The 10,846-nt window shown below is 55.7% G+C and carries 11 protein-coding genes; 7 read left to right on the top strand and 4 right to left on the bottom strand.

Annotated elements, in window-relative coordinates:
• Positions 1–74 precede the first annotated feature (74 nt).
• Both ACEQU8_RS01250 and ACEQU8_RS01245 read left to right on the top strand, forming a co-directional pair.
• Positions 75–914, top strand: a complete 840-nt coding sequence (locus tag ACEQU8_RS01250; RefSeq protein ID WP_370260909.1) for a phosphate/phosphite/phosphonate ABC transporter substrate-binding protein — start codon at positions 75–77, stop codon at positions 912–914.
• Complete coding sequence (locus tag ACEQU8_RS01245) at positions 914–3,193, top strand: ATP-binding protein (protein WP_370260908.1); 2,280 nt, start codon at positions 914–916, stop codon at positions 3,191–3,193. Before ACEQU8_RS01250 ends, ACEQU8_RS01245 begins: the two co-directional genes overlap by 1 nt.
• Here ACEQU8_RS01245 and ACEQU8_RS01240 read toward each other — a convergent pair.
• A complete protein-coding gene (locus ACEQU8_RS01240; protein ID WP_372521222.1) occupies positions 3,187–3,567 on the bottom strand; it encodes a RidA family protein in 381 nt (126 codons plus the stop codon). The genes ACEQU8_RS01245 and ACEQU8_RS01240 overlap by 7 nt on opposite strands.
• Here ACEQU8_RS01240 and ACEQU8_RS01235 point away from each other — a divergent pair.
• Positions 3,553–4,080 (top strand): SRPBCC family protein, encoded by a 528-nt coding sequence (locus ACEQU8_RS01235; protein WP_370260905.1) that lies wholly within the window; start codon positions 3,553–3,555, stop codon positions 4,078–4,080. The genes ACEQU8_RS01240 and ACEQU8_RS01235 overlap by 15 nt on opposite strands.
• 14 nt (positions 4,081–4,094) lie before the next feature.
• Here the strand turns inward: ACEQU8_RS01235 and ACEQU8_RS01230 are convergent, their stop codons facing one another.
• Genes ACEQU8_RS01230 through ACEQU8_RS01220 form a run of 3 tightly spaced genes read right to left on the bottom strand, consistent with a single transcriptional unit; the run spans position 4,095 to position 6,914 of the window.
• Positions 4,095–4,445 (bottom strand): TIGR01244 family sulfur transferase, encoded by a 351-nt coding sequence (locus ACEQU8_RS01230; RefSeq protein WP_370260903.1) that lies wholly within the window; start codon positions 4,443–4,445, stop codon positions 4,095–4,097.
• A 59-nt stretch (positions 4,446–4,504) separates the two neighbouring features.
• Positions 4,505–5,500, bottom strand: coding sequence for a cytochrome d ubiquinol oxidase subunit II (locus ACEQU8_RS01225; protein WP_370260902.1), 996 nt, complete (start codon positions 5,498–5,500; stop codon positions 4,505–4,507).
• Between the two features lie 25 nt (positions 5,501–5,525).
• The gene (locus ACEQU8_RS01220) at positions 5,526–6,914 is read right to left on the bottom strand and encodes a cytochrome ubiquinol oxidase subunit I (RefSeq protein WP_370260900.1); all 1,389 of its coding nucleotides are present in this window, start codon (positions 6,912–6,914) and stop codon (positions 5,526–5,528) included.
• A 107-nt stretch (positions 6,915–7,021) separates the two neighbouring features.
• Here ACEQU8_RS01220 and ACEQU8_RS01215 point away from each other — a divergent pair, with 107 nt between their 5' ends.
• The 4 genes from ACEQU8_RS01215 to ACEQU8_RS01200 all read left to right on the top strand — a co-directional run bounded on the left by ACEQU8_RS01215 (position 7,022) and on the right by ACEQU8_RS01200 (position 10,725).
• On the top strand, positions 7,022–8,206 hold the full coding sequence (locus ACEQU8_RS01215; protein ID WP_370260899.1) for a multidrug effflux MFS transporter: 1,185 nt from the start codon (positions 7,022–7,024) through the stop codon (positions 8,204–8,206).
• A 161-nt stretch (positions 8,207–8,367) separates the two neighbouring features.
• A complete protein-coding gene (locus ACEQU8_RS01210) occupies positions 8,368–9,237 on the top strand; it encodes an alpha/beta hydrolase (RefSeq protein WP_370260897.1) in 870 nt (289 codons plus the stop codon).
• Positions 9,238–9,439: 202 nt separating this feature from the next.
• Positions 9,440–9,727 (top strand): hypothetical protein, encoded by a 288-nt coding sequence (locus ACEQU8_RS01205; protein WP_370260896.1) that lies wholly within the window; start codon positions 9,440–9,442, stop codon positions 9,725–9,727.
• 86 nt (positions 9,728–9,813) lie between these two features.
• Positions 9,814–10,725, top strand: a complete 912-nt coding sequence (locus ACEQU8_RS01200) for an NAD(P)-dependent oxidoreductase (RefSeq protein ID WP_370260895.1) — start codon at positions 9,814–9,816, stop codon at positions 10,723–10,725.
• Positions 10,726–10,846 lie beyond the last annotated feature (121 nt).

Genomic DNA, 10,846 nt, shown 5'->3' with positions numbered 1-10,846 from the left:
CATCAGCGCACATAGAAAGTAAACTTGATAAATATAAAGCATTTAACACTTGTAGCATCTAGGGGGTCATTGCCATGGTTTTTCTGCGACGCATTGCACGCCATTGTATTCTCACTTGCGCAGCTTTGCTGCTTGCATTTGGAACAAAAGCCCACGCCCAGCCTTGGCCCACACTCACCTTGATGGTGGTGCCGCAATTTCCGGCCACTGTGTTGTATTCCACTTGGGGAAAGCTGGTGGTGAACATGGATGGCGTGCACATCAAGATGGTGTTTGCCAAAGACATTGACGACTTCGAGGAACGCTTTATGCGGGGCGAAGCCGACTTGATCTATTGCAACCCTTATCACATGGTGATGGCCAAACAATCGCAGGGGTACCTGCCGTTGCTGCGCGACGCAAAACCCCTCACGGGCATTTTGCTGGCTCCTGCGAAGGGTCAACCTGGCCATGTGAGTTCTCTGGAGGAACTGCAGGGAAAGACCATGCTGTTCCCCTCCCCGAATGCATTTGGGGCCTCCCTGTACATGCGAGCCCTGCTCACCGAGCAACGCGGCCTGCAATTTTCGACACAGTATGTGAAAACACACCCCAATGTGATTCGCGGCGTGGTGCGGTCTGAAGGGGCTGCAGGGGGCATGGTTGCCGCCACTTTTTTGTCTGAAAGTGAAGAGTTGCGCAGCAAGGTACAGGTGCTTTACGAGACGCCACCCACAGCCTCTCACCCCTTGGCTGTTCACCCACGGGTACCCGAGCAGCTGCGCAAGCACATTCAAGCCCAGGTGCTTGCACATCTTCGCGATGACCCAGCCACTGCAGCGAGCGTTCAAATGAGCCACCCCATGCTGGCTGACTACAAACGCGACTACCAGCCGCTGGAAACCCTGGGGCTTGAAAAATATGTGTCTCGCTGATGCCTAATCGCGGCCCCACCTTAGAGCACTGCACCAAGCACCCCAGCCTCACCCAGCAAATGCTGGCTCTGGGCGCTGGCATGCTGTTGGTGCTCACTCTGGCATTCACATGGATTAATACCAGCACCCAAAGCTCAGAGCTTCAACGGGTATTCGAACGCCAGGCCAAAGCGCTCGGCTTTAACCTCGCGGTGTCTAGCGCCAACCATCTGCTTGAGCTGGATTACACGCTGGCCGAGAACCTATTGCTTAAAACCGATGGGTTTTCAGAGCTTCAAGAGGCCTATATTTTGAACACCGCGGGCAAGGTGTTGGCTCATGTGCGCAGAGCCACACCAAGCGCCCCACTGGAGAGCGATTATCAAACACAGAACCTTACCTTGCCATTGGGCCACAGCGGCACCCAAGCCGCGCTGGTGCACCAAGACCAGGCCTTGACGGTGATTGAGCCCATTGAGGTGGGGCAAGCCATCGGCACCGTGGTGTTGAAATTTGGCATGGAAGACATACAAGCCAAGCAGCACAGGCTGCTGGTGCGCAATATGTTGCTGGCTTTTTTGCTGGCTGCACCAGCGTTACTCACGCTGTGGTTATTTATGCGCAAAACCAGCGCCGAGCTTGTTGCCTTGGGGCAATTTGCCCAACGCATGGTGAAAAACCAAGGCGTGGTGCACGTTGACAAGCCGCACTCGAGGGAATTGCTGACCCTGCATGAGACCCTGAACTGGGCCTCCGCCACTTTGGCCAGGCAGAACGAAGCGCTGCAGGACGCCAAGCAAAAGGCCGACAAATCGAATGCACTGAAATCGCAGTTTGTGGCCAACATGAGCCATGAAATTCGAACGCCCCTGAACGGCATTCTTGGGCTGGCCGATGTGCTGCTGCAAGCCAACACCGCCATTGACGCCAAATCCCGAAAAAATCTGGAACTGATCCACCTCAGCGCCGAACACCTGCTGCGTGTGGTCAACGACATTCTGGACTTCTCCAAGATTGACGCCAACAAGCTGGACATTGACCCTGAACCTTTTGCGCTACACGAAGCGCTGGAAGCCATGTTCAACACCGTGCGGGGTGCCTATGCCAAACCTGGGGTGCACACCGAATTGTTTTTGGCTCCTCAAGTGCCGCGCTGGGTGCTGGGTGACAAGGCCCGCATTCTTCAAGTGGTGGGCAACCTGCTGAGCAATGCCCTTAAATTCACAGAGCAAGGCCAAGTGAGGTTGTCCGTTCGGTCGCTGGAAGTGCCAGATGAGTCGCAGCGGGTCTCCCTTTATTTTGAGGTTGAAGACACGGGCATGGGCATTTCGCCCTCTGCTCGAGATGAAATTTTCAAGGCCTTTTCCCAAGCCGAGCCGGGCACTGCCCGCAAGCACGGGGGAACTGGCCTGGGTTTGACAATTACGCAAAGGCTATTAGAGTTAATGGGTAGCCACATTGAACTGTGGTCAGAGGAAGGCCGGGGTAGCCGCTTTAGCTTTACACTCACCCTGCCGGTGATTCAGCAATCCCCCACAGTGGAGGACCAAAACAAAAGCATGGGCACACATTGCGCACCCAACAAGGTCGCCTTGGCGCTGGGAACAGCAAGCACCCCGGTTCATGTATTGGTGGCAGAAGACAACATGGTCAACCAAACCTTCATGGCCCATGTGCTCACGCAGTTGGGCGTCACCTATCGCTTCGCAGAAGATGGGCTAGTGGCGATTGCCGCACTGAACAAAGAGCACTTCGACCTGGTGTTCATGGACATGCACATGCCCAATATGGGCGGGCTGGAGGCTTGCAAGGCCATATTGAGCGACCCCAAACACCAAGGTATACCGATTGTGGGATTAACAGCAGACGCCATTGCCGACACCCGCGAGGCCTGCCTAAGCGCTGGCATGCGCGACTATGTGTCCAAACCCTTCAAACGCTCAGACATAGAACACGTGCTGACCAAGTTGGGCTTTGTGTGCAACCCCATCCCCATGCAAAACTTCGACCATGACCGCGAGTTGCTTAGAAGTTCTGCCCTGCTGATTGCCGCCGAATTGCCTGCCCTTTGGCATGAATTTGAACAACACCTGCAAGCGGCAGAACTGCAAGCCACAAAGCGCGTGGTACACACGGTCAAAGGACACTGCAAATTGTTGGGCGAATTCGGTTTCGCCGAGTTTTTGCAAAGAATTGAAAGCGCGCTCAATGATCGCGAATTACCCGGCCCCGAGCATGTTGAGCATTTAAAACACAACCTGTTTATGCTGCAACGACGTTTGCTGGCAATTGGTCAGTGAGCCACTTGCGCAGCGGTGATCACCAATTCAACCCGCCAACCTGGCCTGGCCAATCCTTTTACCTGAACACAGGCGCGCGATGGTGCCGAACCCTCCGGCAACCAGGCCTCCCAAACGGTGTTGAAACCGTCATAATCGGCCATGTCGGTCAAAAATATTTGCACCTGCAACAGTTGGCTTTTGTTCGACCCCGCCTCGGCAAGACGCGCATCCACATTGGCCAAAAGGTCAGTGGCCTGCGCCACGATGTCACCCTGCTCAATGCTGGGCACCTCTACCAAGTAAACCACGCCGTTGTAACAGGTGGAATCAGAGTACCGTTTTGTAGTACCGTGTCTTTGTATCACAGGACCTCCCTCATGAAATTTGAACATTTGGTGCAGATTAACGACCCCAGTCTGCCCGGCGTGGACTGGCTCACAAGGGAGCAGCTTTGGCTTGGGCTGGTGGCGCGCGCGTGGAAGCCTACCAAATTCATCATGGGGCTGGAAGACGCGCAGGTTCTAGAAACCAGTCGAGACGGCAATGTGACCACCCTCACCCGCAAACTGAACTACGGGGCCTTCCAGATTGAAGACACCATCGAATTGTTTGAAGAGGAACGCACAGAAACCCGCATCAAAGCCAATCAGCACTGCGGCAACAGCACACTCACTATCACCATAGAAGAACCAAAAACCGGTGAATTGTGGTTGCGCTTTGAATACCATGTACGGGACCCCGAACCCCACGCAGCCGACCCCTTGAGCAACCACGCCAAAGCCCATGAATATGAGGAAATTCGAAAGCAGGCCTACCGTGCAGCCGACATTGACACGGTGCGAATGATTCGCGAACTGGCACTTAGCCTGCCGGGCACACCACCTGGTGCCCGCAAAGACCACTAAACCAGCGCTGTTGGTTAAGCCTGCCCCTTGGGCAAGGCACATGCGCCCATGTAAATTTGACCCGAACGGTTGCCGCTGCGGCAATACGCCAACACAGGTTTGCTGGCCGATTCCAGAATTTGATTAAAGGCCTGCATGACCTCAAGACTGGGCGGTGCCCCAACAGACATGGGCAAATAATGAATGGCCAGGCCCGCAGCTTTGGCTGCTGCCTCAATGTCGGCATGGGCGGGCTGATCGGCAGCCTCGCCATCGGGCCGGTTGTTGATGATGGTTTTAAAACCCAGGGCCGCAATGTGGGGCACATCTTCGGGGCGAATTTGGCCACACACCGCCACATCTTCACTTAACTTGCGAATGCTCATTGAACGTCCTGTTGTTTGAATCTTGTTTCGCAGTGCTTTAAACCAGGCCAACAGCATGATCAGTACGACAACTCCTTGGCACGGCCCCAGAACACTTTGTAAGAGAAAGCAGTGTACCCGAGGATGGTGGGCAAGGTGATGAGCACACCCACCAGAATGATCTTCAATGATTCTGGTGCAGCCGCCGCCTCCCACACGGTCAGTTGGTTGAGCACCACATAGGGGTATTGGCTGTACGCGAGGCCCATAAAAGCGAGCGTCATCACGCCTGCGGTGAGCGCAAACACCATCCAGCCATAGCCCGCCTGCACAATTCTAGGTGTGGACAAAATATGATGAATGCCCCACAAGCAAAGCACCGTGGCAATCGGAATGGGGACCAGGGCAAAAATATTGGGGAAACTGAACCATTTGTTAAAGATTTCAGGCACCACCAAGGGGGTCATCGCCGAGATAAAAGCAATCGAGGTCAGCATGGGCCAAAAGCTGATGCGGCCCCAGCGGCAGGCCTTGTCGATCAGCTCACCTTCGCCTTTCATCAACAACCAACCGCTGGCCAAAAGCGTGTAGGCAAAAGGCAGGGTGATTGCCACGCCAAGGTTAAACACCAGCTGCGACCAGTGATTGGAAAACCCGGTGATATAACTGCCCAGCATCCACCCCTGCGACACCGAGGTAATGAACGAACCCAAAAAGAAAATGCGGTTCCAAAGCGGCTTGTAAGCCACATCCACCTTCACACGAAAATCAAAGGCCACGCCGCGCAACACCAAGCCCACCAGCATCAGGGTCACAGGCAAATACAGCGCTGTTAATACCACCCCGTGCGCCTGGGGAAACGCCACCAACAACACGCCCACCCCGAGCACCAACCAGGTTTCATTGGCATCCCAAAAGGGTCCAATGGAATTGATCATGGTGTCTTTCTCAGCGTCGCTGGCGTAGGGCAGCAATAGCCCAACGCCCAGGTCGTAGCCATCCAGCACGACATAGATCAACAGGGCCAGGCCCATCACAGCCATGAACAGCAGCGGCATGAATTCATTGAAGGTCATGAGGGCTCTCCCGAGGTTGGCTGGTTCAAGGTTGTTCACGTATGCGGTCTGCCGGTGTAGGGCGCACCGCAGCGCCGCTCCAATCCACTTTTTTGGCAGAGCCTGTGCCACCCAACAACATGTAACGCAGCACCCACACGTAGCAAACAATCAGGGCGATGTACATGGCCATGTACAAAAACACTGTAAATGCCAAGATCTGTGGTGGATGCTCTGCCACCACGCTGGCAGTGCCCAGCACGCCGTACACGATGTAGGGCTGGCGACCAATTTCGGTGACCCACCAACCCGCCACGGTGGCCAACCAACCCGAGAACATCATCCACATCAGTGCAGTGAGTACAAGCCTGTGGCGCTTGTTCTCCAGCACCGGGCCTTGTTTGCGGAAGGTCCAAGCCGCCACCCAAGACACCAGCAGCATCAACATGCCCACGCCCACCATCACACGGAAGGAATAAAACACGGGGGCCACGGGCGGATGAAGGTTTAAAAACTCATTGAGCCCTTTCACTTCGCCATTGAAATCGTGCGTCAAAATGAAACTGGCCATTTTGGGTATGCCAATTTCGAAATGGTTGGTGCGCGCTTTTTCGTCCGGGATGGCAAACAGCAACAAGGGAGCACCACGCTCGGTGTGCCACACCCCCTCCATGGCCGCCACCTTGGCCGGCTGGTGCTTCAGGGTGTTCAAGCCATGCAAATCGCCCACCAGTATTTGTACTGGAATCAGCACCGCTGCCAAGGTCACACCCAGCCTGAGCATGGGGCGGGTGAAGGGCTTTTCGCGCTTGCGCAGTATTTGCAAGGCGCTACCACCCGCGATCACAAAGGCCACGGTGAGGCCACTGGCCAGCAACATGTGGCTTAAACGGTAAGGGAAAGACGGGTTAAAAATAATGGCCATCCAGTCGGTGGCGTGCATTTTTCCGTCAATGAGCTCAAAGCCCTGCGGGGTTTGCATCCAACTGTTGAGCACCAAAATCCAGAACGCCGACAAGGTGGTCCCAAAGGCCACCAGGAAAGTGGCCAGCAAATGCACCCGAGGTGAAACACGTTGCTTACCAAACAGCATCACACCCAAAAAAGTGGCCTCCAGAAAAAAAGCGGTTAGCACCTCGTAGCCCAAGAGGGGGCCGGAGATGTTGCCGGTTTTTTCCATGAAACCCGGCCAATTGGTACCAAACTGAAAGCTCATGGTGATGCCGCTCACCACACCCAAGGCAAAGGTGAGGGCAAAAATCTTGGTCCAAAAGTAGTGAGCCTGCTCCCACTCGGTCTTGCCGGTGCGCACATGCTGCCAGCGCAAATAAAACATCACCCAGCCTAGGCCAATCGTGATGGTGGGAAACAAAATGTGGAATGTGATGTTGGCTGCAAACTGAATTCGCGCAAGGTCGAGAGAGGACAATTCCATGTCGGCTCCTGCTTTTGATGCTGCGTCATCTTCTTATGAGCACCTTGCACGCATCAATGGACAATTTGTCGCAGTGTCGAAGGCTTGTCCACTTGGGGTTTTGTACATTGATCCACCGCCCACTCTTTTTATTGCTCGCGGCCCTGTCGGCCTTTGCACCCCTGGCCATCGATCTTTACCTGCCCAGCCTGGGGCAAATTGCAAGCGACCTGCAAACCACCGGCGGCAGGGCCGAACAGACCGTCACCGTGTTTTTGGCAGGCTTTGCCCTGGGCATGTTGTTTTACGGTCCACTGTCAGACCGCTATGGCCGACGGGCCATGATCTTTGCAGGCACAAGCGTGTTTGTGGCGGCCAGCGTGGCGTGCATGTTTGCTCAAACCATCGAGCAATTGCTGCTGTTTCGGCTGGTGCAAGCGTTTGGTGGCGGTGCAGCTGCTGTGGTGGCACGGGCCGTGGTTCGGGATCTGTTTTCCGAAACCGACGCCGCCAGGGTGATGGCCATGATTGGCATGGTCACTTCCATCGCTCCCATGCTGGCCCCCCTGTTGGGCGCATGGGTGTTGCTGTTGGGCACTTGGCGGCACGAATTTTTGGTGCTGGCCCTGTTTGGCGCACTGTGCATCTGGGGGGCTTACCGATTGCTGCCCGAAACCTTGAGCAAACAACGTTCACAAGCTTCTCTAAAACTGGCTTTCCGTGGATACGCCCACGTGCTGAGGCAACCCAAGAGCGTGACATTGATTGGCATTGGTGGCTGCCACTTCGCAGCCATGTTCGCTTACATCACAGGCACGCCGCTGGTGTACATGGGTCAGTTTGGTGTGAGCGAGCAACAGTACGCGCTTTTGTTTGGCGCCAACATCGGCAGCCTGATGTTGTTTGGCTGGTATTCCGCCCGCAGTGTAAAGCGCCAAGGTACGTCGGCCCTCATTGCCAAAGGGAATTGGTTTTGCGCAGGCGGCGCTGTTCTGGTGTTGCTGGCTGCGTGGGTATTGCCAGTGGGCTGGGTGGGCTTGACCACCATGGTGGTGGGCTTTCTGTTGTGCGTGGGCTCGCTGGGGCTGGTGGCGCCGAACACGATGGCTCAATTGTTGGATGCACACCCGAACAACGCGGGCGCTGCCGCCGCCCTGTATGGGTTTTCTCAGTTTGGTTTGGGGAGTGTAGCCAGCCTCACGGTGACGCTGCTCCACGATGAAAGCGCTCGCCCACTTAGCCTGGGGGTGGGCGTGTTCGCTGGGCTTGCTTGGGGTTTTGGTTGGCTGCTGCGAAATCAGCACAAACAATAACCTTCAATTGTAAGCACAAAATTATTACTGCTTTGCAGATCAAACACCCAAATTACTCAAAAAATTGGACTTTTTGAGCCCTTTCGGGTATGTTGTGCACAACTTTGAGCCGCCCATGGGCGGCGAGCCTTTCATTTAATCAACCAAATTCTCATTGCCGTATGGCCGACACCAAAGCCCAGAGTGGCGAGAACCAACCCGATGTGGATTGGCTAGAGAGCCAATACAACGTCCGCGCCTACCTGCCCGACCATCCAAAAATATTCGCCCGTTGGGCGGAATTGTCGCGGTATGCACGCTTTGACCTTGACGGTTTCTGGAACCAGTACTTTGGCGAATCCGAAGCCGAAACGGTAGACATTATTCCAGGCAAACCCGGTAAGCCTCTGCTGATCTTCATTCACGGTGGCTACTGGCGCTCGCTCGACAAATACGATTTCACTTTTTTGGCCAAACCCTATGTGGCCCGAGGCTACTCCGTGGCCCTGCTGAACTACGGCCTCATTCCCCGCGTCACGATTGAAGACAGCGTGCGCCAAACGCTGCGGGGCATCGAATGGCTGTATCGCCAGGCTGACCGCTTTGGCTTTGATGCCAATCAAATTGTGGTGTGCGGTCACTCCGCGGGTGGCCACCTGGGCGTCATGAGCGCACTGGCCTTTTGGCCATTGTGGGCGTCCGATCTGCCACAGGACGTGGTGAAGTCTGTGGTGGCCGTCTCTGGCATTTACGACCTTAGCCCCTTGGTGCACACGCCCTTCATTCAGAAGGACCTGAAGCTGAACCAAAAGCGTACACGCATGGTTAGCCCGGCTTTGATGCCTAAGCCCACCATTCCAGTGCACTTGGCTTTTGGTACCAAAGAGACCGATGCGTTCAAAGAGCAAAGCGCTTACCTGGCATCGCACTGGGGCTTGAACCCGCCCCTGCAGGTGAACGCCGACCACTTGAACATTGTGGACAGCATTGCAGACCCAAACAGTGAACTGTTTATGCTGGTGCAAAACCAACTGCTTTTGCCCTCGCATTAATTTTGCCCGCGCATTAATGCAGGGCAAGTAAAACCCACCAAGTAACCTTGAGCCCTCTTGCTCAGGGCTACTTGGCGCGACGGCCAGGGGCGCCACCGCGGTCCCATGGGTGAAACTGAACAGGTTATCCCCCCATGTTCGGTACACTGATGCAGCAAACACTGCCGTATAAATGACATGTACACCCCTCTAGGAGGCAAACATGTCCCTCACCCTGGCCTTCACCAACGACAGCGCAACCTTCGGTCGACGCTACCCCGACGGGCACACGCTGATGCGAAGAAAAACACTCACCCTCACTGCCAAAGCGTTTCGTGTAGGCAGCGCCGTGTGGATGGACGACACAGCCGCCACCGTGGTCGCCTACAACATCGCTGAATTTGGCCGATACATTTGCACCAGCCACCCTGTGCTGGTTCGGCTGGACAACGGCGAGTTCATGTTTTGCAGGCCCGGCGAGCTTCGCCCACGGGTGCGCCAAGACAGCTAAACACTGAAGCAAGCACCAGCGCTGGCCGGGTAAACACCTAGCAGCGCAGTGGGCACAGGGCCGTATGCGATTTGTATAATCCCGGCATGACACCCATTACACCCCACACCCCCATCGGATTTATTGGCCTTGGCAATATGGGAGGCGCCATGGTGCGTCACCTTTGCAAGGCGGGCTACACTGTGCGCGCATGGGCCCGAAACCCGGCCGTTCTCTCGCAGTTTGCTGACACGCCACTGATCGCAGCGGACACGCTGCAAACCCTTTGCGAACACAGCGCAGTGATTTGCTTGAATGTCACCCGCACCGAGGACGTGGAATCACTGCTGTTCCGTGACGACGGTTTGGCTCAACACGCAAAAGCAGGCACAGTGATTGTGGATTTCAGCACCATTGATGCGGGCCGGGTAAAAGCCTTTGTACCCGCCCTGCAGGCCAAACAAATTCAGTACTTGGACAGCCCGGTGTCTGGCGGTGCAGCAGCGGCGAAAGCAGCAACACTCACCATCATGGTGGGTGGCAATGCCGAAGTATTCCAGAGCCTTCTACCGCTGTTCCAGGTGCTGGGTAAAACAGTGCGCCACGTGGGCCCCAATGGTGCAGGCCAAGCCATCAAGGCTGCCAACCAAATGGCCATGTGTATTCAATTGGTCGGCATTGCCGAGGCCATGAATTACGCCCTGGAACAAGGTGCCAACCCAACCATGGCGCTTGAAGTGATGCAGGCCGGCCTGGCCGGACGCAAAGTGGTGGAGTGGGCCGGCCCTCACATGGTGGAAGGATTCACCCGAGCCCCCAGCATCGAAGCCCATTTGCACGCCAAAGACGTGAACATGGTGGCCGAGGCTGCAAGGGCGCAGGGCCTGAACCTGCCATTGCTGTACCGCACCGCTGACATTTTGCGTGAATTGGTGGAAAACGGGCCAGCAAGCCAAGACACCTCTCGTGTGTTTGAGCTGGTGCGGGCGCATCTGAAAGGCCCGGGCATTCAGCGTTGACTTGTATACGCCTTGAAGCAAGCAGGTCCATGCCCCGGTTGAGGTTATCGCTTGCTCCTTGAAGCAAGCAGGTCCATGCCCCTTTGCGACGGCCAATCTGTATTTCCCTCCCTGAGCCTCG

The sequence above is a fragment of the Limnobacter sp. genome (assembly GCF_964228395.1).
Taxonomy (GTDB): Bacteria; Pseudomonadota; Gammaproteobacteria; order Burkholderiales; family Burkholderiaceae_B; genus Limnobacter.
This window is presented reverse-complemented; position numbering and strand designations above follow the sequence as displayed.

Bases quoted from the DNA above. Each gene is read 5' to 3' on its own strand.
- ACEQU8_RS01250 (WP_370260909.1), top strand. From the start codon at position 75: ATGGTTTTTCTGCGACGCATTGCACGCCATTGTATTCTCACTTGCGCA.
- ACEQU8_RS01230 (WP_370260903.1), bottom strand. From the start codon at position 4,445: ATGAGCATTCGCAAGTTAAGTGAAGATGTGGCGGTGTGTGGCCAAATT.
- ACEQU8_RS01240 (WP_372521222.1), bottom strand. From the start codon at position 3,567: ATGTTCAAATTTCATGAGGGAGGTCCTGTGATACAAAGACACGGTACT.
- ACEQU8_RS01210 (WP_370260897.1), top strand. From the start codon at position 8,368: ATGGCCGACACCAAAGCCCAGAGTGGCGAGAACCAACCCGATGTGGAT.
- ACEQU8_RS01220 (WP_370260900.1), bottom strand. From the start codon at position 6,914: ATGGAATTGTCCTCTCTCGACCTTGCGCGAATTCAGTTTGCAGCCAAC.
- ACEQU8_RS01225 (WP_370260902.1), bottom strand. From the start codon at position 5,500: ATGACCTTCAATGAATTCATGCCGCTGCTGTTCATGGCTGTGATGGGC.
- ACEQU8_RS01245 (WP_370260908.1), top strand. From the start codon at position 914: ATGCCTAATCGCGGCCCCACCTTAGAGCACTGCACCAAGCACCCCAGC.
- ACEQU8_RS01200 (WP_370260895.1), top strand. From the start codon at position 9,814: ATGACACCCATTACACCCCACACCCCCATCGGATTTATTGGCCTTGGC.
- ACEQU8_RS01235 (WP_370260905.1), top strand. From the start codon at position 3,553: ATGAAATTTGAACATTTGGTGCAGATTAACGACCCCAGTCTGCCCGGC.
- ACEQU8_RS01205 (WP_370260896.1), top strand. From the start codon at position 9,440: ATGTCCCTCACCCTGGCCTTCACCAACGACAGCGCAACCTTCGGTCGA.